This is a genomic window from Clostridium sp. TJA085, from assembly GCF_058310235.1.
Genome location: NZ_JBZEEZ010000001.1, coordinates 797,823 through 821,629 on the forward strand (window position 1 = coordinate 797,823; position 23,807 = coordinate 821,629).

The window sequence follows — 23,807 nt, forward strand, 5'->3', positions numbered from 1 at the left end:
AATTTTTAAATATAATATATTAAATATTTCTACCTATTTATTCCATTTCCTTCTAAGATATAAAAAAATAAGATGATTGTACATTTACAATCATCTTAATGATCTGGTATTTCTCCTAATTTATCTTTATTTTCTTTTATTACTTCAATAAATTTATTAGCAATTTCAGGGTCAAACTGCCTTCCACTCCATTTTTTTAATTCTTCCATACCTTCTTCATAAGTTTTTCTTTTATTGTAAGGTCTATTTGATGTCATAGCATCAAAGCTATCTACAACTGTTAAAACTCTCGCTAAATATGGTATTTCTTCTCCTTTTAATCCCTTAGGATATCCACTACCATCATATTTTTCATGATGATGAAGTATTATTGATTCTATTCTTTTTAATGAAGTTACAGGTTTTATAATATCTACTCCATTTTGAGGATGCTCCTTCAACAAATTCCATTCTTCATCATTAAGTGGCATTTTTTTTATTAATATTTCTTTTGCAATATTAATTTTACCAACATCATGCATATAAGCCCCGTATATTAAACTATTTTTATCTTCTTCACTAAGATTTAATTTATTTGCAAGTAATCTACTGTAAAGAACTACTCTCTCACAATGTCCATATGTATATCTATCTTTTGCGTTTATAACACTTATTAATGTTTTTATAGAAGTAACTAGCTTAACTTCATCTTCACTAATATCTCTTTTTATTTCTTCTAATATTGAAACATAAGTTTCTACTCTATTTTTATTAAAAAACTTAGCTTTATAAAGTGCATCATCAGCACTTTTTATAAGTTCAAATTCATCTTTTGCCTTATCTGGATAAATTGATATTCCAATTGATACTGTTAAATTCCCATTAGGTTGATTTTGTTGGCCATAAAAATATTCCTTCTCAATGCACTGTCTTATGTTCTCTGCAACATCACTTGCGATAACTTCATCAGTATTTGGTAAAATTACTGCAAATTCTTCTCCACCATATCTTGCAACAGTATCTCCAATCCTTATACTATCTTTAAGAATAGAGCCTACCTTTTTTAGAACTTTATCCCCCTCTTGATGCCCATACAAATCATTATAATTTTTAAAATAATCTATATCTATAAATATAACAGATAATTTTTGTTTGTTTTCTTTTGAATTTTCTAATTCCTTTTCTAACGCATCAAAAAAATATCTATGGTTATAAACACCTGTAAGACCATCTTCATTAGCCAAATCTTTTAATCTTTCTATATGTTCTCCTTCTATCTTTACATAAAACCCTAAAGGCCATGCTGTTAAGAAAAATACTCCTACTAATATTAAATCATTTTCAAAATATCTATTTATTTCAACATTAGGCATATATAAAATATCTACACCTAAAATTATAATAGATGAAATCAAAGCAAATATCATTCCTTGCTTTAATCCGGATTGTATAGTTGTTGTTATTATTATAAATAAAAATAATATTTTATATCCACTAGTATTTGCTCCTGAAATTACTATAACTACTGAAAATATTATAACAAATGTTATATTTTCTATTATTTGAAATAATAACGGATTCTTACTCTTTTTTTCGTTATGTGAATAAAATTTCCAAATAAAATATATTAAAATCATTAAAAAGGTAATTAAACCCACCAAAAAAAATCCATATCTAGCATACAAGCTATCATTTTTCAAAATATTCCCATCAAGAAAATACTGTATTATTATCATTCCAGTAAATAAAAGAGTAGATATTTTTACTACAGCAACTATATCATTTAACTGTTTATATTTATATTTATCTATTTCATTCATAACTTATTCCTCATACTACAAAGGACCAGAACTTATCTGGCCCCTTACATTTCTACTCTTCTCTTAAATATTTTGGTTCTTCTGGTTGATGAAAGCACCAAAGACAAGCTGATGTAGCAACTGTTCCTGCAACAACTGTTGCTACTGTTGCAATAGCCATTAATACTTTGTTGTTTAGTTTTTTCATAATTTATTCCCCCTTAATTTATAAATGAAATTGTTTTATAAAAAAAGTATCTAAAGCACCTAACAATTTATGTCCTAACTTAGTAAGAGAAAAAACTTGCCATAAAATAGCACATCCTAAAACATTAGCATATAATAATAATTTATAGTTATCTTCTAAATAATAAAATATTATAAATGCTATTAATATTAGCAAATAAATTGTTAATACTTGCATAGATCTTTTTTTTAGCTTTTTTCTTCTTTCTGTTTTTCTTATAGGTTTATTTACACTATCTACAGGAGCTAATCTATAAATAATAATATAAGAAAATATGAAAATAATAAGTGATATTGCTATAGTGAAATTAATATTAATATTTATTTTATTAATTAGTAATGGTATTAAAACACATATTAAAGTTCCAATAATTAAACAACCTGATGAACTATTTGAATGAACACCACCTGAATATTTTCTAAGTATACTAATTCCAAATGACATTATTAATGCTTCAATAAATACATTAAATATAACTCCAAATATAATTACAAGTAATATTGATACCCCAATTTGTAATATACCATATATACCATATGCTATTACTTCTTCTTTACCCTTGTCTATACTACTATTTTCACAAGCTATTTTTCTTGCAATATTTTTTGATATATAATTAAACATCTTTAAATTTTTTCCTATTCTTCAAAAAATTTATTAATATTATAATTGCTAAAAATATAACTAACGATGGTATTCCATAAATAGTTTTTAAAATTGGATCACTAAATATTGATGTAACATTTTCTCCAACTTTAAGCTGTATTAAAAACAAATTTATAGCTTCTGAAAAAAATAAAATTATAGCTGTAAATATCCCACCTTTTATGCATTCTAAAGTGTTTATTTTATTAAAAAAATTAGTAATACAAACTAATAAAATTATATTTAATATAGTATGTGTTCCATATCCTATAGGAAAACTTCTTACTACAAACATACTAATAGCTAATCCTATACTTGATATAATATATTTATTTAAATCTACTTTTTTATTTGCAAATACATAAATTGCAAATACAAATAAAAAACTTTCTGGTATAGCCCTTACTATTAATTCAAAAAATGATATATGCAACATATTATGTCTCTCCTTATACGCAATTATTGGTTAAAGATTTATTTATCTCTCTCACAGAACTAAATATTATTATAAATACAAAAGCTCTTATGAAAATATCTCCTATACTTAATACACTATACCCTAAATCAAATATATCAGTTAAAAATTTCACTTTAGTATTTGAACTACCTAAAATATGTATATCGTTTACTTTACTAAAAGAATCTACCTTTGCATAACCTGTTAAATAGGATAATTTAGGAAATACAGGCATAAAACCACCATTAAATTTTATAGCCATATCATTTAACACTCCACCAACTATTACAAAAGCTGATCCAATTATTGCACTAACATATTGTTTGTATTTAAAAATTAAAGGTAAATATGAACATAAGTAAATTATTTTAAGTATTCCAGCATACTTTATAAAACTATAATTACCATTAAATATGTTAAATTGTATAATTAAATTTATAAATTCTATAAATATAATAAGATATATAAAATAATTATTAAACAAAGGTTTTATTTTATATCCTTTAATTTTGCAAAAAATCAAAGCAATTATAATAGTTTCCAACATTTAAGTCTATCTCCTATTTTTCGATAAAATTCCTATTTTTATTCCAAATTATTCTTCTTTGTAAATTATACTATATTTCAAATTTACTTTCTATATTTTTTAACTAAATTACAATCTTATTTCTATTTAAAAATTAATAAAATTTAAATTAAATTAATTTTTCTATCCTAAAATTAGTAATATATTATAATATTAAAACTTAAATTATCATTAAGTAATAACATAAATAGTAATTTTTTCAAATATTTAATTTTTAAAATTTTAATTAATTTATTTTAAATTTTAAATCATCTAATAAAAAAATTAAATATACTAATATAAAAGTATTTTTTAGGAGATTTTTTATGGATAGTTTAAATAATAAATTTAATTCACTTGAAAATTTAATAGGAAATACCCCTCTTATTGAAATTTTATTTTCTTATAAGGGTAAAGAAATGAAAATATATACTAAACTTGAGTATTATAATTATACCGGAAGTATAAAAGACAGAGTCGCTCTTTATATATTAAAAAAAGCTTACTCTGAAAACAAAATAAATCCTGATACTACAATAGTAGAATGTACAAGTGGTAATATGGGAATTTCATTAGCTTCAATAGGAAGTTTCTTAAATAATAAGGTTAAAATTTATTTACCTGAATGGATGAGTGAGGAAAGAAAAAAATTATTAATTAGTTTTGGAGCAGAAATACAGTTAATTTCTAAATCCTCTGGAGGATTTTTAGAATGTATAAGACTTGCTAAAGAAGAAGCAAAGCTTAATAAAAATATTTTTCTTCCAAGTCAATTTGAAAACTCAAATAATATAATGGCTCATTATTTAACTACTGGTCCTGAAATTTTAAATGCATTATATAAAAAAAATTTAATTCCTAATTGTTTTGTTGCTGGAGTTGGAACTGGTGGAACTATTATGGGTATATCTAGATATTTAAAAACTATTAATCCTAAGTTAAAATCTTATCCAATTGAACCTTCAAATTCTAAAATATTATCATGTAAATTTAGTAACTCTTCTCACAGAATAGAAGGTATATCTGATGACTTTGTTCCCCCAATTTTAAAACTTTATGAACTTAACAGAATTATTGATGTAGACGATGGAGATTCTATAATTATGGCGCAAAAACTTTCTAATTCCTTAGGGCTTGGGGTTGGTATTTCATCAGGTGCTAATTTTTTAGGAGCTGTTAAAGTTCTTTTAAAGGAAGGTTTAAATAATACTATTGTAACTGTTTTTCCAGATGATAATAAAAAATATTTAAGCACAGATCTTATGAAAAATGAACCTATTAAAGAAACATTTTTATCTAAAGATATAGAACTATTATCTTTTAATGTATTATAAAACAAACGAGATAAATACTAAATATTTAGTATTTATCTCTAAAACTTAAATTTATATTATTTATAAAGATTTTTAATTAATCTCCTATAAGTTCTTTTACATAATCAGTTTTAGGACTTTCCTTTAATTCCTTAGGTGTACCCATCTGCTCTATTTTTCCTTTATTCATAACTATAACTATACTTCCAAGTTTTAATGCTTCATCTATATCATGAGTAATAAAAAATATAGTCATATTAAGTTTTTTTTGAATCTTTATTATTTCATCTTGTAATGATTTTCTAGTTATTTCATCTACTGCTCCAAAAGGCTCATCCATAAGCAATATATCTGGTTCTTTAGCTAAAGCTCTTGCTATTCCAACTCTTTGCTTTTGCCCACCACTTAATTCTCTTGGATATCTATTTATTAATTCTTCTTCTAAATGAACAACTTTCATTAATTCTTTAACTTTTCTTTTTGTTGCATCTTTATCATTTTTATCTAAATCTAATACAAAAGATATATTTTTTTCAACTGTCATATGTGGAAATAATCCTATACCTTGTATTACATATCCTATATTTTTTCGAATTTCTGTAATGTTTTTATTTTTTATATCTTCCCCATTTATTATAACATTTCCTGAGTCTGGTTTTAATAATCCATTTATAAGCTTTAATGTAGTAGTTTTTCCACTGCCTGAACTTCCTATTACTGTAACAAATTCACCTTTTGATAGATTTAAATTAAAATTTTTTAATACCTTTTTATCTCCATAACTTTTACTTACTTCTTTAAAACTAATTATAGTTTTACTATCCTTCATAAAAAACTCCTATTTAATTAATCCTTTCTTTAATAAAAATTCCTTGGCTACCTGAAAATCATCCTTTTTATTTATTTCAACATCGCAATTCATACTAATAATTTCTTTTTCACTTATATTTTTTTCTAATAAATTAAGTACATCTTCTAACTCAGGATATTCATCTAAAGTTTCTTGTCTAATAATAGTTCCTGCAAAATAATCCGGAAAAAACTTTTTATCATCTTTTAAAACTTTAAATCTTTCATCTACCAATCTTCCATCTGTTGTTGATGCTGTTATTACGTCAACTTTTCCATCCTCTATGGCTTTATATTTTAACCCCATATCTAAATCAAGCGAATTTTTAAATTTAAACCCATAAAGTTGTGAAATAGCGTCATATCCATCATCTCTTTCATAAAAATCATATTCAGCTCCAAAAATTAAATTTTCAGATACCTTTGCCAGATCTGAATAAGTTTCTATTTCATACTTTTCTGCTATATCTTTATTCATTACAATAGCATATGTACTATTATATCCATAAAGATTTAGCCAATTTAATTTAAATCTATTTTTATATTCTTCTTTTAGTTCTTTTATTAATTCATTTTTTTCCTTTATACTATCTTTTTTTAATACATATTCCCAAGATGTTCCCGTATACTCTGGATATAAATCAATTTCACCTGAAACTAATGCTGGATGTATATTAGCAGTTCCACCACCTATCCCCTTTTTTATATCAACTTCTATATCCGTTTTATTCTCTATTAATTGAGCTATAATTTCTGTAAGTATATATTGTTCTGTCATAGGTTTAGATGCAACTATAATCTTTTTATTTTCACTAAAATATCCAAATAATATGCTAAATATAACAACTATAATAGTTGTTGATATTACTACCTTTGTTTTAAAATTAAACTCTTTATTTTCTTTTTCATTTACTGATTTTTTATATCCTTTAGCCATATTATTTATCTTTTTCTCTAAACGAGATAATATTAAATCTATTAAAAGAGCTATAATAGCTATAAGTAAGCTTCCTGCTAAAGTCATTTCTTTACTATTTGTTGTTATACCTCTCCATATAGCAACTCCAAGGCCTCCTGCTCCGATAAAAGATGCTATTCCACAAAGTGCTATAGTCATAACTACCATATTTCTAAATCCTGCAAATATAACTGGTGCTGCAAGTGGTATTTTTATTTTATATAAAAGTTGAATATTGGTTGCACCCATACCTTTCCCTGCTTCAATTATATCTTTATCAATATTTAAAATACCTGTATAAGTATTTGTTATCATAGGCAGTAAACCATATATTGATAATGTGATTATAGCCGTAATATTTCCAACACCTGATATAGAAACTAAAAATCCTAATATTGCTATTGATGGTATTGTATACAAAAAACTTGTTATCCCTTTAACTGGCATTGCTAATTTTTTCTTTTCAGATATTAATATACCTAAACTTATACCAATTATTGTTGATATTACTATAGCAATTAAAGATAAAAATAAATGCTCTCCTATTAATTTTAAGAAAAAATCTTTTCTTTCTAAATACAAATCTAAAACACTTTTTACAAATTCCATAATTCTCCTAATTATATATTAGTATTACTAAAATATATTTATATTAATTTTAATTTATTACTTAATATATTTATTTGTATTTGCTAATTTTCAATGTTAGTTATATACTTTATTATTATAATATTTTATTTTCAGGAGGTTTTATGACTAGTTTAATATTAGAAGGAGGTACTTTTAGACCTATTTTTAGTGCTGGTGTAATGGATGCTCTTTTAGAACATAATATTTCTTTTCCATATTGCATAGGAGTTTCAGCTGGAATTACCAATGGATTTTCCTATTTTTCTGCTCAAAAAGGTAGAAATTTAGAAATCCTTGAAAAATACAGAAATGACAAAAGATATTTAGGTATTAAAAACTTTTTTAAATGTAAAAGTATTTTTGGACTAGATTTTGTTTTTGATGAAATTCCAAATAAACTTTCCCCTTATAATATTGAAGCTCTTACAAATTATAAGGGAAGAGTATTAGTTGGGGTTACTAATGCTATTACAGGAAAAACCGAATATTTAGATGGTAAAAAAATTGACGCTAAAAATACTATGCTTAGAGCAACATGTGCAATTCCTTTATTTTTTCCTGCAATAAAAATTAATGAAAGTTATTATTACGATGGCGGATTATTAGATCCTATTCCAATAAAAAAAGCTATAAAAGATGGAAATGAAAAGCATCTAATAATACTTACAAGACCAAAAAGTTATAGAAAAAAACTAAGTAAAGGTAATATAATTGCAGCTAAAATAGTTTCTAGAAAATATCCTAAATTAAAAGATTCATTTTTAACTCGTCATAAGTTATATAATGAAACTGTTAGGTTCTGTGAAGAACTAGAAAAACAAGGAAAAGCAATAATTTTAAGACCTAGGGAAGACCAAGCTATTGAAAGTTTTGAAAAAGATGTAGAAAAATTAAAAAAAGGTTATCAAGATGGTTATAATATGGCAATTGAACGTATAGAGGATATAAAAGAACTTTTAAAATAAAAATAGGCTACCAAAGTAGCCTATTTTTTGTTTAGTAATTCTAGATATTCATCATATCCTTCACTTTCCATATCTTCTTTTCTAATAAATCTCAAAGCACCTGAATTTATACAATATCTAAGTCCGCCTAATTCCTTTGGTCCATCACAAAAAACGTGTCCTAAATGAGAGTCTGAATTTTTTGCTCTTACTTCTATTCTTTCCATATTAAAGCTACTGTCTCTCTTTTCTCTTATTAAACTTCTATCTATTGGTTTACTAAATGCTGGCCATCCACACCCTGAATCAAATTTATCAGTTGACACAAATAAAGGTTCACCACTTGTTATATCAACATATATACCTTCTTCAAAATTATCCCAATATTCATTTGCAAAGGGTGGCTCTGTGACATCCTCTTGCGTTATTTTATATTGTAAATCAGAAAGTCTTTTTTTAAGTTCTCTTTCGTCTAATTTTTTATACTTTTTCATCTTCATCTATTTCAACCTCTTTTTATAGTATTATAACAATATTTTAACCTATAACTAAAGTGTTATTAAATAATTTATTATTAATTTAGATATATATCTGAAAATTCTATTTCTATTTTATTAAGTTGTACCTGATCAACATAATTAAGTTCTTCAATGTAAGATTTTATTTCTTCTTCATCACTTAAAACATCAGGTATTCTTATTAAAAATTCAGTACCAACACCTAAAACACTCTTTATTTTTATTTCTCCTCCATGAAGCTTAACTAATTCATTTACTATATATAATCCGATTCCACAACCTTCATTTAATTTAGTCATTCTATTATTTACATTTTCCAATCTATCAAATAAACTATTTAATTTATCCATAGGAATACCTATGCCTCTATCTCTTATTCTTATTTCAATCATTCCATCATTTAAAAGTAGATTAACATTTATAGGTTGATTTTTATCATTAAACTTTATAGCATTTGATAATACATTAAGTATTATTCTTTCCATATGGTCTTTATCAAATAAAGCTAATTTTTCTTCAAATTCAGTGTCAAATACTATATTTATAGAACTATTATTTAAATAATTATTTGCCCTATCTATTATATTTTCAACTAATCTTACTATTTCTATTTTTCTAGGATTATAACTAAAGAAACCCTCTGATATTTTTACACTATCTATCATGTTATTTATAAGTTTAATCATTCTAAATATATTTTTATTACATGTCTTTATATACATATCATATTTTTGACTATCTTCTAAAGATAATTTTTTAATTTTACAATCAAGTAACTGTATAGATGTATATATTAAATTTATAGGTGTTTTAAATTCATGAGATATATTTGCAAAAAATTCTCTTTTTATTTTCTCCAGTCCTTTTTCTTCTTGCATTTTATTTGTTATATCATTCATAACTATTATTCTTCTTACTATATTTTTATTTTCATCTTTAAAAGGATTGCTTTTTATCCAAATCCATCTCATTTCATTATCTTTTCTTATAATTCTTACCATTAAATCTATAGGTCTATTAAAATCAATTTTATTAAATATTTCTTTATCCTCTTCATGGAGCATTTCTCTAATTATTTCTATACTATCCTTTTTATATAACTCTCCTCTACTTATACCAAATATTTTTTCAAATGCTTGATTTACAAATACAATTTTTTCATTATCTTTTATTATTACTGAATCCTCTAAATTATTTAACATATTAAATAAAATAAGTTCATTATTTAGTAAGCTTTCTTCAACAGCAATTCTGTATGATACATCTTTAGCTATACCAATAATACCTAAAACATTATTTTTGTTATCAAAATAAGGAACTTTCATAGTTTCCTCTATAAATTTTCGTCCATTATTTAAAATTTTTTCTTCTATATATATTTTCTCATTTTTATTTTTTATAACTTCTTTATCACGTTTTTTAAATTGATTTGCAATATTATATCCGAATAAATCCAAATCTGTTTTTCCTATTATTTCGCTTTTACTTAAGCCTAAATGATCTGCAAATTTTTTATTACAATTTAAATATACTCCATTTACATTCTTATGGAATATATAATCAGGCATAGCATCTATAAATAATTCTAAAAAATTTTTTTCATTTATATAATCTTCAATTTTATTCTTTAACCATAAAACAACATAATTATCATCAATTCTTTTTAAAGAAATATTATCAGTATTAACTTCAAAATATTTATTATTTTGATACATTATACTCTCATAAAAATTATTAATCCCCATCTGTTCAGATATTTTTTCATATAGTATAGTCTCACTAAACTTTTTATTTATTATACTTATATCACTAAAGTTAGTTTCTTCAATTAATAGATCTTTCTCTATTCCATCCTTATCCCTCAGTATTTTGCAATAAAAATAATTATCCGAAACGCTATTTAATATTTTCTTCCATACACTCCCCATATATATATAACCTTTTCCCCTTTTTATTTCTCCATTTTATTCAATTTTTGTATATTATATAACATATTATACACTTAAATAATATATTTTTTAAATATTTTTTTATTTTTAGCTAATAATATATATGAAATTAAATTTAAGGAGAGATTTTTATGTCAAGTACAACTGGAGTTGTTAAATGGTTTAATCAAGAAAAAGGATATGGATTTATATCTTGCGATAATGGAAATGATGTTTTCGTTCATTTTTCACAAATTAAAAATAGTGAAAAAAATAAAGAACTTCATGAAGGTGAAAGTGTTTCATTCGATATAACTGATGGACAAAAAGGACCAATGGCTATAAATGTACAAAAACTTTAACAAAAAGGTACTACAATTCTTGTAGTACCTCTTTTAATATATATTTTTAATTATATATTTATTTATAATTTTTCCAAGTTCCTTACTCTCTTTTATGATGTTACATTTATATATATTATCATATAAGTCAACTTCTACAAGTTCAATATTTAAACTTTCATTTTCTAAATATAATAACATACAATATGAAGATTCTATAGTAAAGTTCATATCTCCTGTTTCTATTAAACTTTCTACTGTTTTATAATCATGAAAATTTTCAGAAGTTTCTTCATAACATTCCCCTTTTGCTATCCTATACTGAACTCCATCTATTGCCCTAAAAAAGGTAACATTATCATCACATATTCCACCAATCATTAAAGCTATTCCAAAATCTTTAGAATTAATATATNTTCATATCTCCTGTTTCTATTAAACTTTCTACTGTTTTATAATCATGAAAATTTTCAGAAGTTTCTTCATAACATTCCCCTTTTGCTATCCTATACTGAACTCCATCTATTGCCCTAAAAAAGGTAACATTATCATCACATATTCCACCAATCATTAAAGCTATTCCAAAATCTTTAGAATTAATATATTCTTTAATATTATTTTTTTCCTTTTTGTTATTTATTATTTTTAAATCTTTAATATTAACTATATCTATTAAATCTATTAATCTTTCATTCGTTAAAGATTTATAAATGTATTTTAAATCATTCTCATATTGAGATAAAAATTTATCAATATTATATTTAGATTTAATCACTATTTTTTCCATAAATTATTCTCCCTAAAAGTTTTATGTTTACTAACATATTATTATATTATCATAGTAAACTATAATATTAACAATTATTTTTGATTATAGGAGATTTATGAAAAAATTATTTTTTATTTTAAACTCTTTATTTGTAATATTAATTTTCTCACTATATATAAATACTTATCCATCCAAATTTAATTCTATTAATGTTTCAAATAATATAGATAATAATGAACCAATAAAAAATAAAATAAGCAATATGACATTAGATGAAAAAATTGGACAACTTATAATTTGTGGCTTTGATGGATACACTCTAGATAATAATTTTAAAAAATTAATTAAAGAAAACCATTTAGGTGGTGTAATTTTATTTAGTAAAAATATAAAAATTTCAGATGGACTTCTTAATCTTATAAACAGTTTAAAAGAAACTAATAGTTCTAATAAAATTCCACTTTTTATATCAGTAGATGAAGAAGGGGGAACTGTTTCTAGAATGCCTAATGAAATTTATAACCTTCCATCTAATAAATATATAGGTCAAGTAAATAATGAAAATTTTAGTTACGAAATAGGAAAACTTCTAGGAAAGCAACTATCTGCCTTTGGCTTTAATTTAAACTTTGCTCCTGTACTAGATATAAATAGCAATCCTAATAATCCAGTTATAGGTATAAGATCTTTTGGAAATGATAAAAATTTAGTTTCTAAATTAGGAGTTAAAGTTATAGAAGGTATGAAAGAAGAAAATATTATTCCAGTTGCTAAGCATTTTCCAGGTCATGGAGATACATCAGTAGATTCCCACTTAAATCTTCCAATCATAAACCATGATTTTAATAGGCTTAATAATTTTGAATTAATTCCATTCAAAGAAGCTATAAAAAATGGTGTTGATGCTATAATGGTTGCACATATATTAATTCCAAAATTAGATAAAAATAATCCTGCTACGCTTTCAAAAACTATAATAACAGACATATTAAGAAATAAATTGAATTTTAATGGCTTAATATTAACTGATGATATGACTATGGGTGCAATAACCGAAAATTATAATATAGGTGATGCAGCTATAAAATCAATTAATGCTGGTAGTGATATAATCCTAGTTTGTCATGAAACAAATAATATAAACACAGTAATAAATTCAATAAAATTTGCTGTTTCTAAAAATATAATAACTGAAAATAGAATTAATGAAAGTGTTTATAGAATATTATATGTTAAAGAGAAATTCAAATTAAATAATAATAAAATAGATTTTGTAGATATAAACTCTATTAACTATAAAATTAATAAAGTTTTGCAAAAGTACAAAAAATAAAAGAGTTTTTAAACTCTTTTATTTTTATATAATTTAAATTATGTCTTTTTATTTAAATATTTTTTTCCTCATAGCATATATAAATTTAGCTAATGGAATAGCTATTATGATTCCTAATATAACTTGAACAGTATCTCCTGGTAAATGCATAGCTGCATATATTATACTACCTATAAAGCCATTTGATGCACCTAAAATTAAACCTCCCATTATAGCATTAGCAATAAAATATCCAAATAAATCAATAATTCCTCCAATAATAAATGCTAAAATATAAACTTTTATAGTTTTATCTTTAAATCTCTCAATAATAACTGCAACAAAAAATGCCATTAATCCTTTTATTACAAAAGTAAAAGGGGCCCATATTAAGTATCCTGCAAATATATCAACTAAAGCCATGCCAATAGAAGCAGATACTGTACCATATTTTTTACCAAGCAAAACTCCAGATAATAAAACCATACAATCACCAGGTTGCATAAAACCATTAAGTGTAGGTATCTTTATTATGCTTCCAGAAATAAATACAACTGCTATCATTAAACTTGTCATTATAAGAATTTTTATTTTTTCATCTTCTTTAACTTTTAAATTCTTCAATTTTATTCCCCCATATTTTCTTTTAATTTACCCTATTAATATATTATCCTTATAAATCTAATACTATTCTTGTATAACTCTTCAGTCAAATGTATCGTTACAATATTCAATAAATATTTATTATTAGATACGAGTTACCCCTTCTATTTTAAAATTAATATTTTACAAAGAATAATCCAGTAGAAATTAAATCTACTGGATTATTTATATAAATTTAAATTATAACTATATATTTTATGACTTAGTTATTTTAGTGCTTGTAAACTTTAAATTTTCTCCTAATACTTTAATAACCTCTTTAAGTGATTCCTCAACTGATGATACACTTCCAACTATAACTAAAGATCCATTAAATCTATCTATAAATCCAATTGAAACATCTGATGATTTTGTAGCTACATCAGCTGCTATTATTGCTGCTTCACCTGGAGTTATAGTCATTATACCAAGTGCTCCTTTATTATCAATTAGTATATCTAACTTTTTATATAATTCATTTACAGGATTTGCTATTAAATGTGCAAGTGTAACTTGTTTACCTGGTACATATTCTTGAACTACTCTATATTCATCTTCTTTGTTAAATATATTCATTGTAACTACCTCTAATATAAATTTTCTATAAACCCTTTATCAGGGCTATTTATAATTGCATCATCTAATAACATTCCTTTTTCTTTTAAAATTCTCTTGCTTGTCTTTACTCCCATTTCAACAGCTGAAATATCTCCACTTACAATAAAAAAACTTTTCCCACACATACCCCTTGCAAGTCTAACTTCTACTAAATTTAATTTAGCACTTTTTGCAGCTATATCAGCAGCTTCTATTATAGATGCAACAGAATAACTCTCAACTATTCCAATAGAAGAATTTTCAATTATTTCATTACAGCCAGTAATAGCCTTATATATATCTTCCACAGGATTTCCTAAAAGAAAACTATCTATAATATTTTCTTCACTTTCGAATTTAGCAACATCTAATGCTGTATTAACTTCAGATATAGTTCCTTTAAATAATACTATATACTTTCCTGGACAAACTGTTGCTGCATGAATTATTTCTATATTTGCAGACTTTGCCATCTTATCTGAAATTAGCATACCAGTTGGAACCTTTAAAAACTCAACTAACCCTAATGCATTATTCAAAACAACTACACCTCCATATTTATTTCAATAAATTCATTTGAAATACTTTTTACCCTTCCATTAATAGGTGAATGTAAATACACACCTAAAGAATCATCTATTTTTGCTATAACTTGATTCTTTTTAACTGTTTCATTTACTTTAACAACAGGATAAGGAGCTTTTCCAATTGATTGTAGTAAATTTATTTTTAAATTTTTTATTTCTCCTGAAAATTCAAAAATTTCTGCTTCTTTATCAAACTTTGATAAACTTAATCTAGATAATACCCTTTTTACTGGAACTCTTCTATATTCTCTATCTCTTTTTACTTTTACATCATTTATTTTAATTGGCTTTATTCCATTTTTTTTAAATCTAACTTTTAATTCATCAATTATAGCTTTAGGATTTAAACCTTGATGACAAGAATATGAAGAACAAAGATTACATCCTGAGCATCCAAATGCATTAATAAATACATCAGTATTATAATTTAACCCAAAAGCTAAAGAATTCATTATTTTATGTGGCTCTATTTTATGTCCTAAATTATATCTTGGACATAAATCAGTACACATTCTGCATTGCGAACAAACTCCCATTGCCCTTTTTAACTCTACAGATAATTTAATTTCCCTGTTTGCTACTATTGGATTATCCTTAGGAATTATAAATATTCCTTTTGTAGTTTTAGTTACAGTATCATTTAAATTCCCGAATCTTCCTGTCATTGGACCACCAATTAAAACTTTAAAATCTTCAATTGTTGTTCCCGAAACTTCTTTTAATAATTCTTTAAATTTAATTCCTATAGGTGCACATATTGTTTTTGGTTCATTAACTGCACCTCCTACAGTTAAATATTTATGTGTTACAGGAGTATTTTCAATTACAGCTTTATATACATTAAGCACAGTTTCAACATTTACAACCATTACACCAACATTTAAAGGGATTCCACCTTGTGGTACTATTTTCTTAATAGCTTCATAAACTAAAACCACTTCGTCTCCAGCTGGATAACCATCCTTTAGTAAAAACTTTCTAAGCTTATTAAATTTATATATTTCTTTATCAACTGCAACATTTGCACCTTTATAATGTTCTTTAAATGCAACTATTCCTTCCTTAGCTCCTAAAATTTCTACTATTATGTCTAATCCTTTTAATATTTTATAAGCTTCTTCTTTCAAAAGATTTCTATCAACTCTAAATAAAGGCTCACACTCAGCCCCATTTAATATAACTGTATTTACATCATATGATAATTTTGCATATGTAGGAAAACCTGCTCCACCAGCTCCAACAATTCCATTTTCTTTTAATAAAGACTTAAGTTCATCTAATACCATAAAGCTTCCCTCCCTTCATTTTATTCATCAACTATTCCAACTATAGCAGCATCTATAGGAACATTATCCTTATAAAGTCCTAGATTGGCATTTTCTCCAAAAGTCACTAATACTATACTTTGTCTTCCAGCCCCTACTCTATCTATTGCAACTATATTTTTTCCATTATTATATCCTTCTAAAGGTTCAACTACTAAAAGTTTATATCCCATTAAACCGTCTTCTTTTCTAGTACTTACAACATTATCTATAACCTTTCCAAGTATCATATTATTCACATCCTTATTTATAAGTTTTATTCCAAACAAGACCTACTCAAGTCTAAATTTGGAATAAAACAATTATATTATTTCAACATAATCTCCATTTTTAATTCCAAGTGCATTTCCTTCATCAGTATCTATATGCATTTCTAAATGAAAATCTTCTCTAATTCTTACGTCAACATTTTCTAAAATTCCTGCTCTTTCTCCTTTAACTTTTACTGATACTGTACCTTCTGTCATATTAAACTTTTTAGCATCATTTTTATTCATATGAATATGTCTTTTAGAAATTATACATCCTTCATTAATCTTTATAGTTCCTTTAGGTCCAACTATAACTATTTCTCCAGAGCCTTTTATATCCCCTGATAATCTAACTGGAGCATCTGATCCAAGAAATATAGCATCTGTTTTTGATAATTCTACTTGCGTTTCACCTCTTGTAGGTCCAAGTATTCTAACGTTTTCTATAGATCGTAACTTTTTTCCTACTAAAGTTACTGTTTCATTTGCTGCAAATTGATTTCCCATAAGCATTTTTCTTTTAGTTAATTCATATCCTGCTCCAAAAAGAATTTCTAAATGCTTTTTAGATAAATGAACATGCCTTGCTGATATGCCAATCTTAACATTTTTATTCTCTATAGATTTAACCTTAACATCACTTTTTCCAATTACATTTATTACTTCTTTAGTAATTTGGTCAACTAATTTTTCATACATAATAAAAAGCCTCTATGTTAAATATTTTTTGGTAATATTAACTCAACTGAAGAGTGTGGTCTTGGTATTACATGTACTGCTACAACTTCTCCAAGTCTTCCTGCAACTTCTGCACCTGCTTCTGTCGCAGCTTTTACAGCACCAACATCTCCTCTTACCATTACTGTTACAAGTCCTGATCCTATCTTTTCTGTTCCTATCATTTCAACATTTGCTGCTTTTACCATTGCATCTGCTCCTTCTATAGCAGCAACTAATCCTCTTGTTTCTAACATACCTAATGCTTGTTGTCCCATTCTTAACCCCTCCATAATTTCTTTTTTACTATTTTCAAAATTATTTATTATCTCTTTCTTTTTTCTTCCTCTCTTTTTCTTAGGCTTCTCTTCATTAGATATATTATCTGTTATATTTATATCATTACTATTTTTCATAAATTATAGCCCCTTGTATTTTTGTTTACTTTTTTTAACAATCCCTATTACCTCTTCATGAGGTCTACTAATAACAGCATGTGCTACGCATTTAGTTATTTTATTAGCAGTTTCTTTTCCAACTTCAACTGCATTTTTTACATCAGATACATTTCCTGAAACTATTATAGTAACAAGCCTTCCACCGAGTTTTTTTTCTAAAGTTTCTAAATTTACATTAGAAGCTTTTGTCATGGCATCCACAGCAAGCATTGCAGATACCACTCCAACTACTTCCACTATTCCTAGTGATCCCATAATAAACCTTTATTTAATCAAGTTTTGGTAGTATATTTTCCACATCTCCATTAGGTCTTGGTATTACATGTACTGCTACAACTTCTCCAAGTCTTCCTGCAACATCTGAAGCTGCTTCTGTTGCTGCTTTTACAGCTCCAACATCTCCCCTTACCATTACTGTTACAAGTCCTGATCCTATCTTTTCTGTACCAATTAAAGTTACATCTGCTGCCTTTACCATTGCATCTGCTGCTTCTATAGCAGCAACTAATCCTCTTGTTTCTATCATTCCTAATGCTTCTTGTTTCATAATAAAAATCCTCCTTAAATTTACTTTATACAACTTATCTTTATAAACTTTTTAATTCCTTCATCTGGATGAGCCATTATATACTTTGAATGAACTCCAGATATTTTATTTGAAGCATTTATAGCTGCTTCCATAGCCATATTTACATCACTTACTGTTCCACTAAATTTAACAACTATAAGTACTGGAACTTCAAGTTCATCTGCATTTTTAGGTTTATTATTATCTAATGCTTCAATCTTTACATTTGCAGCTTTACAAGCTGCATCTGCTGCTACAAGTGCAGCTGTAAGACCAAACACTTCAACTAATCCAACGGCTCTCATACTATTACCTCATTATTTATTAACTATAGCTATTTTAATTCCATCCTGTCTTATATTAGTTAACATTGCTTCTTGTAAATTCTCTAAATCAAATTCATGTGTTATTAATTTTTTAATTGGAAGTCCGATTCCATTTGCTCTCTTTAAGAAATCAAATGTAGTTAAATAATCCTGTGGTGTATAAACCCATGAACCAACTACTGTAACTTCTTTTTTACATATATCATAATGTGGATTTATAGTTGCATCTCCATTATCTACAAAAAATCCAACTTCACAAAGACCTCCACCTCTTTTTATAAATTTCCATATACCAGCTGCTGCCTTTGGTACTCCAGTACATTGAAATGCAAAATCAACACCTAATTCATCAGTTAAGCTATAAACCTTTTTAACAGTTTCATTAAAGTCTTTACTCTCTGTAATATTTATAATGCTATTTGCCCCAAGACTTTTTGCAATTTCCAATCTATCTGAGTTACCATCTACTGCAATAATATTCTCTATTCCCATAGTTCTTAACACTGAAAGTAGTAATAATCCTATAGGACCACAACCTTGAACTAAAACTTTAGAATTAAATTTTAATAAACCAGTACTTTTTGCTCTTTCAACAGCATGTACAACAACAGCTGCTGGTTCTATTAATATTCTTGAATGTAAATCCATATCTGAAACATTGAACACTGTAGATCCTTTTCTTATAACTAAATATTCAGAAAACCATCCATTATGATGGATTTCATCATCACTTATAAGTCCATATATTCCTTGATTCTCACATAAATTTGTTCTTTCTGGATGATTTAGACAAATATCACATTCCCCACAAGGAATTATACAAGTAACAATCTTATCTCCAATTTTAAGATCTTTTCCTCTTGAATCTTTCTTTATATTTTTTCCTATTTTAACTATTTCACCTGTACCTTCGTGTCCAAGTACTAATGGTATTAATCCAAATGGGTCATTTTTGAATTCATGAGCGTCTGTTCCACATATTCCGCAACCTTCTACCTTGATAAGCATTTCATCATCATTTATTTCTGGTATTTTAAATTCTTTAATTTCAATTTTTTCTTTTCCTACAAGCATTCCAACTTTTCCAGTATCTTTTATTTCTTTAGAAGTTACAATATCCTTAACATCGTCTTTCATCATTTCCTTAACAACACTTTTTATTATTTCTTCTATATTTAAATTATTCACTTCCATAACTTACCCCCATTCACTATCTTATACATAACCCATCTTTTAAAACACACCTTCTATTTTTAGTAAATGTACTCGCAGAACTTAGTCCTTCTCCAGTTTTACTAGCTATAGTAAATGTAGCAAAACCTTCTGCTCCAAATCCTATTGCTGAATATGAAGGTGCATTTTTTACAAAAATAGCAGTATCAACAGCTTTTGCGAATCTAGTTAAATTGTTTACATTTTTTGAATGCATATGAGCTGAATGTCTATTTCCATGTTCAAGCTTAACTGCTATATCTATTCCTTCATCTAAATCTTTAACTCTTACAACACCAAGTATTGGCATCATAAGTTCTTCTTGTATAAGTGCATCTTCATAATCGCCTTCAAATATAATGCATCTTATTGAATCATCAACATCTATTGATAATTTATCTAAAATTACTTTTGCATCTTTTCCAACGAACTCTCTATTTAATATTCTTTTTCCATTTTTATTTATAAGAACTAAATCTTCTAATCTTTTTATAATGTTCTTATCCTTTATTAAATAAGCACCAAATAAAGTCATATTTTCTATTAATTCATCACATATTTCATTAACAGCAACTACCTCTTTTTCAGCTATACATGGCAAATTATTATCAAACGTTGCACCATCTAATATATCTTTTGCAGCCTTTTTAATATCTGCTGTTTCATCAACTAAAACCGGTGGATTTCCAGCGCCAGCTCCTATAGCTCTCTTTCCACTTGATAGTGCTTGTAAAACAACTCCTGGTCCACCTGTTGCTGATATTAACGTAATATCTTTATGTTTCATTAAATTATTTGTATTTTCTATACTTGGTTCTTTAAAAGATACAACTATATTTTCAGGACCACCAGCTTCAATTGAAGCTTCATTAATAAGCTTAACTGCATAATTTGAACAATTTTTTGCTCCTGGATGTGGTGCAAATACTACAGTGTTTCCACCTGCAATCATACCAATTGAATTACAAAATACTGTTACTGTAGGATTAGTTGATGGAGTAATTGCCGCTATAACTCCAAAAGCACCTTTTTCTACTAATGTAAGTCCCTCATCTCCAGTCCAAGCTGTAGTAACTATATCTTCTGTTCCTGGAGTTTTTTCTGCTACTAATACATGTTTTAAAACTTTATGGTCATATTTTCCCATACCAGTTTCTTCAACTGCCATTTTAGCTATTTTTTCTGAATAATCTAAACATTTCTTTCTAATACCTTCTATTATTTTTTCTCTATCTCTAACTGATAACTTCTTTAATTTCTCATACGCTTCCTTAGCTGCATTTACAGCCTCATCGGCATTATCAAACAAATATTTTTCATTTAATTCTTTTTTATTACATTTACAACCACCAGAAATTTTGCATTTTCCTTTACAATTATGATTTTCTTTATTTTCTATAACATCTTTGGCAGTTATTTCTTTTATTACTCTCTTTATAATTTCTTCTAGGTTCATTTGACTATCTACCACTCAATTACCCCCTCACAAACGTTCTTACCAAATAGAGCTAGTTTATTATCATACTCACAACTACCTCCACTTACCCCTATCGCTCCAATTACATTGCCATTTTTTCTTATAGGAAATCCACCTGGAAATGCTATTATTTTATTATTATTAGTATTATTTATACCAAAAAGCTCCCCTTCATCTACTGATAAAGCTTTTAAATCTTTAGTTGCTATTCTAAGGCTTGCTGAAGTAAAAGCCTTATTTACAGCAATATCAAAACTTGCTGGAAGCGCTCCATCCATAAAATGTACTGCTATGATAATTCCCCACTCATTACACATAGCTATAACTACTGGAATGCCTTCTTTATTAGCTAACTTTTCAACTTGCTCGATAACCTTTTTTGAAACTTCTAAACTTAAAAAATTTATTTTATTCATAAAATCACCATTTGATAGAAAAATATATATCTATTTTCCTGTATAAAGTTGGAATAAATTTAGTCTATTCTTTTTTTATTTGTAATATGATATTATCTCTATTTAAAAACTTATAATTTTATTAAATTTAATTTTTATAGAAAAGGGCTTAGAAATAAAAGCCCTTTTTTAGAATCTTCTTTAATAAAACATTCTTATTAATAAATTTATTTTAGTATTTCAAAACTATCTCACTTAATTATTATTTAATTGCCCCTAATACTTTACTTGTAACTTCTTTTACTATTTTTTCTACAAGCTCATCATTTAAATTAGATTCTTTTTGAGCTAAATTATTTGAATTATATATACAACTTCCATCTTCATTACAACATAAGCCTGGATGTTTTCCAATTAAATTCATACCTCTTCTTATATCTAATAATTTGTCAATTTGGTTATTATTTAAAACTTGTGGCTCACCTATTTGACTTGATATAAACATAAGCTTTGCATAAAATTCTAATGATTCCATCTTAAAATAAGCTGACATAAGATCTGGTCCATATGTTAAAGCCCCATGGTTTTCTAATAAAACCGCATCATAACATTGAAGATATTTTGCTACTGCATCTGGAATTTCTTCAGTAGATGGAGTTCCATATTCAGCTATTGGAACATTACCAAGAGCAATTACAGCTTCTGGCATTATAGCTTTATCTAAAGGAATTCCTGCAATAGCATAGCTTGTACCATATGGAGGATGAGCATGAACTACTGATTTAACATCTGGTCTTTCTTTATATACTCTTAAATGCATTTTAACTTCTGATGAAGGCTTAAAATTGCCATTTGCACTAATGATATTTCCATCCATATCAACTTTACATATCATATCTGTAGTCATATAACCTTTTGAAACTCCAGTTGGTGTGCAAAGAACTTCTTTTTCATTTATTCTAACTGATACATTACCATCATTTGCTGCAACAAAACCATTATTATAAATTCTTTTTCCTATTTCACAAATTTGTTTTTTTATTTCATATTCTGATACCATAAACAATCCCCCTATTTATTTTTACTTATCTTTATTTTTCTTTTTTCTTTCCTAATTTTACCATTAATTCTCTTTAATGTCAATATATGGTAAATATTATTTATTGATTTTTCTTTTAATTAAAAAGAGTTTGCTATAAAACAAACTCTTAATTCTAACATACTATTAATTCTATTTTGTTATTTTTCAGTACTTTCTTCCACTTATCATTAACATTTTTATCAGTATATATATAATCTATATCTTTAAACTGAACTATATTAACAAATGAACTTTTATCAAATTTTATAGAATCAACTACTAATATTACCTTACTAGCTGAATTAACCATTACCTTTTTAACTTCAGCTTCTTCTTCATTAGAATCCATAACCCCTCTTTCAATATCTATCCCTTTACAACATATAATAGCTTTATTCACATAATAATTTTTTATTATAGATTGTGCCCATTTTCCAGTAAATGATTTAGAAGATTCTCTAAATACTCCCCCAGCTAATATAAGATTTATATTTTTATAATCTTGAAGATCCGTTATAACCTTTAGTGAATTAGTTATTAATGTAACTCTTTTATTGCTTTTTCTTAAACACTTAGCAACATAATAAGCTGTAGATGATGAATCAAGCATTATTGTATCCCCATCTTTTATTTCTTCTTCAACTCTTTCGGCTATATTAACTTTCCCCTCTTTATTTATAACTTCTCTCATATCTAAAGGCATATCAACATTTGTTCCCTCATTAACTATAGCTCCACCATAAGTTCTTTTTAATATTCCTTGGTCTTCTAATTTTTCAAGATCCCTTCTTATAGTTTCTTCTGTTACAGAAAATTTAACAGCTAATTCCTGAACTAAAACTTTTTTTTCTTCCTGAATCTGTATTACAATTTTATGCCTTCTTTCAACTGCCAACAAACTTTACACCTCCATATAT

General features: G+C 26.0%; 29 protein-coding genes. 4 read left to right on the forward strand and 25 right to left on the reverse strand.

Translation table 11 applies throughout. From position 1 onward, the window contains the following. Nucleotides 1-95: 95 nt before the first annotated feature. From AC4FQW_RS04185 to AC4FQW_RS04205, 5 genes are read right to left on the reverse strand one after another with little or no spacing between them, the layout of a single operon-like run. Entirely contained in the window at nt 96-1,799 is a 1,704-nt protein-coding gene (locus tag AC4FQW_RS04185) for a bifunctional diguanylate cyclase/phosphohydrolase (RefSeq protein ID WP_491147417.1), read from the reverse strand. Between the two features lie 52 nt (nt 1,800-1,851). Further along, nucleotides 1,852-1,986, reverse strand: coding sequence for a cyclic lactone autoinducer peptide (locus AC4FQW_RS04190; RefSeq protein WP_491147418.1), 135 nt, complete (start codon nt 1,984-1,986; stop codon nt 1,852-1,854). Between the two features lie 18 nt (nt 1,987-2,004). Continuing rightward, entirely contained in the window at nt 2,005-2,649 is a 645-nt protein-coding gene (locus AC4FQW_RS04195; protein ID WP_491147420.1) for an accessory gene regulator ArgB-like protein, read from the reverse strand. Continuing rightward, nucleotides 2,642-3,106: a hypothetical protein gene (locus tag AC4FQW_RS04200; protein ID WP_491147422.1), complete on the reverse strand. Its 465-nt coding sequence runs from the start codon at nt 3,104-3,106 to the stop codon at nt 2,642-2,644. Before AC4FQW_RS04200 ends, AC4FQW_RS04195 begins: the two co-directional genes overlap by 8 nt. Before the next feature lie 13 nt (nt 3,107-3,119). Then, complete coding sequence (locus AC4FQW_RS04205; RefSeq protein WP_491147424.1) at nt 3,120-3,674, reverse strand: DUF5317 family protein; 555 nt, start codon at nt 3,672-3,674, stop codon at nt 3,120-3,122. A 344-nt stretch (nt 3,675-4,018) separates the two neighbouring features. Between AC4FQW_RS04205 and AC4FQW_RS04210 the strand changes: the two genes are divergently transcribed. Further along, nucleotides 4,019-5,026, forward strand: coding sequence for a PLP-dependent cysteine synthase family protein (locus AC4FQW_RS04210; protein ID WP_303127994.1), 1,008 nt, complete (start codon nt 4,019-4,021; stop codon nt 5,024-5,026). 76 nt (nt 5,027-5,102) lie between these two features. Here AC4FQW_RS04210 and AC4FQW_RS04215 read toward each other — a convergent pair whose 3' ends face one another. Together AC4FQW_RS04215 and AC4FQW_RS04220 are read right to left on the reverse strand one after the other, a co-directional pair. Next, nucleotides 5,103-5,834 (reverse strand): ATP-binding cassette domain-containing protein, encoded by a 732-nt coding sequence (locus AC4FQW_RS04215; protein ID WP_303127995.1) that lies wholly within the window; start codon nt 5,832-5,834, stop codon nt 5,103-5,105. A 9-nt stretch (nt 5,835-5,843) separates the two neighbouring features. Beyond that, the gene (locus tag AC4FQW_RS04220; protein WP_491147427.1) at nt 5,844-7,421 is read right to left on the reverse strand and encodes an ABC transporter permease/substrate-binding protein; all 1,578 of its coding nucleotides are present in this window, start codon (nt 7,419-7,421) and stop codon (nt 5,844-5,846) included. Between the two features lie 143 nt (nt 7,422-7,564). Here AC4FQW_RS04220 and AC4FQW_RS04225 point away from each other — a divergent pair, with 143 nt between their 5' ends. After that, a complete protein-coding gene (locus tag AC4FQW_RS04225; RefSeq protein WP_303127999.1) occupies nt 7,565-8,407 on the forward strand; it encodes a patatin-like phospholipase family protein in 843 nt (280 codons plus the stop codon). 20 nt (nt 8,408-8,427) lie between these two features. On the opposite strand, the gene msrB is transcribed toward AC4FQW_RS04225, so the two are convergent. Both msrB and AC4FQW_RS04235 read right to left on the reverse strand, forming a co-directional pair. Continuing rightward, the gene (gene msrB, locus AC4FQW_RS04230; RefSeq protein WP_303128171.1) at nt 8,428-8,880 is read right to left on the reverse strand and encodes a peptide-methionine (R)-S-oxide reductase MsrB; all 453 of its coding nucleotides are present in this window, start codon (nt 8,878-8,880) and stop codon (nt 8,428-8,430) included. 80 nt (nt 8,881-8,960) lie between these two features. Next, nucleotides 8,961-10,832, reverse strand: coding sequence for a sensor histidine kinase (locus AC4FQW_RS04235; RefSeq protein WP_491147429.1), 1,872 nt, complete (start codon nt 10,830-10,832; stop codon nt 8,961-8,963). Between the two features lie 152 nt (nt 10,833-10,984). On the opposite strand from AC4FQW_RS04235, the gene AC4FQW_RS04240 reads away from it, so the two are divergent. After that, nucleotides 10,985-11,194 (forward strand): cold-shock protein, encoded by a 210-nt coding sequence (locus AC4FQW_RS04240; protein WP_303128004.1) that lies wholly within the window; start codon nt 10,985-10,987, stop codon nt 11,192-11,194. Nucleotides 11,195-11,227: 33 nt separating this feature from the next. Here the strand turns inward: AC4FQW_RS04240 and AC4FQW_RS04245 are convergent, their stop codons facing one another. Beyond that, entirely contained in the window at nt 11,228-11,554 is a 327-nt protein-coding gene (locus tag AC4FQW_RS04245) for a hypothetical protein (protein WP_491147431.1), read from the reverse strand. 503 nt (nt 11,555-12,057) lie between these two features. On the opposite strand from AC4FQW_RS04245, the gene nagZ reads away from it, so the two are divergent. After that, the gene (gene nagZ / locus AC4FQW_RS04250) at nt 12,058-13,275 is read left to right on the forward strand and encodes a beta-N-acetylhexosaminidase (RefSeq protein WP_491147433.1); all 1,218 of its coding nucleotides are present in this window, start codon (nt 12,058-12,060) and stop codon (nt 13,273-13,275) included. Between the two features lie 48 nt (nt 13,276-13,323). Here the strand turns inward: nagZ and AC4FQW_RS04255 are convergent, their stop codons facing one another. From AC4FQW_RS04255 to AC4FQW_RS04325, 15 genes are all read right to left on the reverse strand, one after another. Then, on the reverse strand, nt 13,324-13,878 hold the full coding sequence (locus tag AC4FQW_RS04255) for an ECF transporter S component (protein WP_491147435.1): 555 nt from the start codon (nt 13,876-13,878) through the stop codon (nt 13,324-13,326). A 234-nt stretch (nt 13,879-14,112) separates the two neighbouring features. Beyond that, complete coding sequence (eutS, locus tag AC4FQW_RS04260) at nt 14,113-14,472, reverse strand: ethanolamine utilization microcompartment protein EutS (protein WP_303128021.1); 360 nt, start codon at nt 14,470-14,472, stop codon at nt 14,113-14,115. 11 nt (nt 14,473-14,483) lie between these two features. After that, complete coding sequence (locus AC4FQW_RS04265; protein ID WP_303128024.1) at nt 14,484-15,032, reverse strand: BMC domain-containing protein; 549 nt, start codon at nt 15,030-15,032, stop codon at nt 14,484-14,486. A gap of 5 nt (nt 15,033-15,037) precedes the next feature. After that, complete coding sequence (locus AC4FQW_RS04270; RefSeq protein WP_491147438.1) at nt 15,038-16,366, reverse strand: 4Fe-4S dicluster domain-containing protein; 1,329 nt, start codon at nt 16,364-16,366, stop codon at nt 15,038-15,040. Nucleotides 16,367-16,386: 20 nt separating this feature from the next. After that, complete coding sequence (locus AC4FQW_RS04275) at nt 16,387-16,635, reverse strand: EutN/CcmL family microcompartment protein (RefSeq protein ID WP_491148154.1); 249 nt, start codon at nt 16,633-16,635, stop codon at nt 16,387-16,389. 72 nt (nt 16,636-16,707) lie between these two features. After that, entirely contained in the window at nt 16,708-17,355 is a 648-nt protein-coding gene (gene pduL, locus AC4FQW_RS04280; RefSeq protein WP_303128030.1) for a phosphate propanoyltransferase, read from the reverse strand. A gap of 17 nt (nt 17,356-17,372) precedes the next feature. Continuing rightward, complete coding sequence (locus AC4FQW_RS04285) at nt 17,373-17,651, reverse strand: BMC domain-containing protein (RefSeq protein WP_303128174.1); 279 nt, start codon at nt 17,649-17,651, stop codon at nt 17,373-17,375. 141 nt (nt 17,652-17,792) lie between these two features. Then, nucleotides 17,793-18,086 carry a BMC domain-containing protein gene (locus AC4FQW_RS04290; protein WP_303128033.1) on the reverse strand — a complete coding sequence of 98 codons (294 nt, stop codon included), beginning with the start codon at nt 18,084-18,086 and terminating at the stop codon, nt 17,793-17,795. Nucleotides 18,087-18,099: 13 nt separating this feature from the next. Further along, nucleotides 18,100-18,378 (reverse strand): BMC domain-containing protein, encoded by a 279-nt coding sequence (locus AC4FQW_RS04295; RefSeq protein WP_303128036.1) that lies wholly within the window; start codon nt 18,376-18,378, stop codon nt 18,100-18,102. 20 nt (nt 18,379-18,398) lie between these two features. Next, on the reverse strand, nt 18,399-18,704 hold the full coding sequence (locus tag AC4FQW_RS04300; RefSeq protein WP_491147440.1) for a BMC domain-containing protein: 306 nt from the start codon (nt 18,702-18,704) through the stop codon (nt 18,399-18,401). Between the two features lie 12 nt (nt 18,705-18,716). Continuing rightward, nucleotides 18,717-19,919: a zinc-dependent alcohol dehydrogenase gene (locus tag AC4FQW_RS04305; RefSeq protein ID WP_491147442.1), complete on the reverse strand. Its 1,203-nt coding sequence runs from the start codon at nt 19,917-19,919 to the stop codon at nt 18,717-18,719. A gap of 16 nt (nt 19,920-19,935) precedes the next feature. Then, the gene (locus AC4FQW_RS04310; RefSeq protein WP_491148155.1) at nt 19,936-21,393 is read right to left on the reverse strand and encodes an aldehyde dehydrogenase family protein; all 1,458 of its coding nucleotides are present in this window, start codon (nt 21,391-21,393) and stop codon (nt 19,936-19,938) included. An 8-nt stretch (nt 21,394-21,401) separates the two neighbouring features. Then, entirely contained in the window at nt 21,402-21,830 is a 429-nt protein-coding gene (locus tag AC4FQW_RS04315) for a GlcG/HbpS family heme-binding protein (RefSeq protein WP_303128046.1), read from the reverse strand. Between the two features lie 241 nt (nt 21,831-22,071). Continuing rightward, a complete protein-coding gene (locus AC4FQW_RS04320; RefSeq protein ID WP_303128054.1) occupies nt 22,072-22,869 on the reverse strand; it encodes a class II aldolase/adducin family protein in 798 nt (265 codons plus the stop codon). A 154-nt stretch (nt 22,870-23,023) separates the two neighbouring features. Continuing rightward, on the reverse strand, nt 23,024-23,788 hold the full coding sequence (locus AC4FQW_RS04325) for a DeoR/GlpR family DNA-binding transcription regulator (RefSeq protein ID WP_491147445.1): 765 nt from the start codon (nt 23,786-23,788) through the stop codon (nt 23,024-23,026). Nucleotides 23,789-23,807 lie beyond the last annotated feature (19 nt).

Coding starts and splice junctions, on each gene's coding strand:
- AC4FQW_RS04185 (WP_491147417.1), bottom strand. CDS start 1,799: ATGAATGAAATAGATAAATATAAATATAAACAGTTAAATGATATAGTT.
- AC4FQW_RS04190 (WP_491147418.1), bottom strand. CDS start 1,986: ATGAAAAAACTAAACAACAAAGTATTAATGGCTATTGCAACAGTAGCA.
- AC4FQW_RS04195 (WP_491147420.1), bottom strand. CDS start 2,649: ATGTTTAATTATATATCAAAAAATATTGCAAGAAAAATAGCTTGTGAA.
- AC4FQW_RS04200 (WP_491147422.1), bottom strand. CDS start 3,106: ATGTTGCATATATCATTTTTTGAATTAATAGTAAGGGCTATACCAGAA.
- AC4FQW_RS04205 (WP_491147424.1), bottom strand. CDS start 3,674: ATGTTGGAAACTATTATAATTGCTTTGATTTTTTGCAAAATTAAAGGA.
- AC4FQW_RS04210 (WP_303127994.1), top strand. CDS start 4,019: ATGGATAGTTTAAATAATAAATTTAATTCACTTGAAAATTTAATAGGA.
- AC4FQW_RS04215 (WP_303127995.1), bottom strand. CDS start 5,834: ATGAAGGATAGTAAAACTATAATTAGTTTTAAAGAAGTAAGTAAAAGT.
- AC4FQW_RS04220 (WP_491147427.1), bottom strand. CDS start 7,421: ATGGAATTTGTAAAAAGTGTTTTAGATTTGTATTTAGAAAGAAAAGAT.
- AC4FQW_RS04225 (WP_303127999.1), top strand. CDS start 7,565: ATGACTAGTTTAATATTAGAAGGAGGTACTTTTAGACCTATTTTTAGT.
- msrB (WP_303128171.1), bottom strand. CDS start 8,880: ATGAAAAAGTATAAAAAATTAGACGAAAGAGAACTTAAAAAAAGACTT.
- AC4FQW_RS04235 (WP_491147429.1), bottom strand. CDS start 10,832: ATGGGGAGTGTATGGAAGAAAATATTAAATAGCGTTTCGGATAATTAT.
- AC4FQW_RS04240 (WP_303128004.1), top strand. CDS start 10,985: ATGTCAAGTACAACTGGAGTTGTTAAATGGTTTAATCAAGAAAAAGGA.
- AC4FQW_RS04245 (WP_491147431.1), bottom strand. CDS start 11,554: ATGATTGGTGGAATATGTGATGATAATGTTACCTTTTTTAGGGCAATA.
- nagZ (WP_491147433.1), top strand. CDS start 12,058: ATGAAAAAATTATTTTTTATTTTAAACTCTTTATTTGTAATATTAATT.
- eutS (WP_303128021.1), bottom strand. CDS start 14,472: ATGAATATATTTAACAAAGAAGATGAATATAGAGTAGTTCAAGAATAT.
- AC4FQW_RS04270 (WP_491147438.1), bottom strand. CDS start 16,366: ATGGTATTAGATGAACTTAAGTCTTTATTAAAAGAAAATGGAATTGTT.
- AC4FQW_RS04275 (WP_491148154.1), bottom strand. CDS start 16,635: ATGATACTTGGAAAGGTTATAGATAATGTTGTAAGTACTAGAAAAGAA.
- pduL (WP_303128030.1), bottom strand. CDS start 17,355: ATGTATGAAAAATTAGTTGACCAAATTACTAAAGAAGTAATAAATGTA.
- AC4FQW_RS04285 (WP_303128174.1), bottom strand. CDS start 17,651: ATGGGACAACAAGCATTAGGTATGTTAGAAACAAGAGGATTAGTTGCT.
- AC4FQW_RS04290 (WP_303128033.1), bottom strand. CDS start 18,086: ATGGGATCACTAGGAATAGTGGAAGTAGTTGGAGTGGTATCTGCAATG.
- AC4FQW_RS04295 (WP_303128036.1), bottom strand. CDS start 18,378: ATGAAACAAGAAGCATTAGGAATGATAGAAACAAGAGGATTAGTTGCT.
- AC4FQW_RS04300 (WP_491147440.1), bottom strand. CDS start 18,704: ATGAGAGCCGTTGGATTAGTTGAAGTGTTTGGTCTTACAGCTGCACTT.
- AC4FQW_RS04305 (WP_491147442.1), bottom strand. CDS start 19,919: ATGGAAGTGAATAATTTAAATATAGAAGAAATAATAAAAAGTGTTGTT.
- AC4FQW_RS04310 (WP_491148155.1), bottom strand. CDS start 21,393: ATGAACCTAGAAGAAATTATAAAGAGAGTAATAAAAGAAATAACTGCC.
- AC4FQW_RS04315 (WP_303128046.1), bottom strand. CDS start 21,830: ATGAATAAAATAAATTTTTTAAGTTTAGAAGTTTCAAAAAAGGTTATC.
- AC4FQW_RS04320 (WP_303128054.1), bottom strand. CDS start 22,869: ATGGTATCAGAATATGAAATAAAAAAACAAATTTGTGAAATAGGAAAA.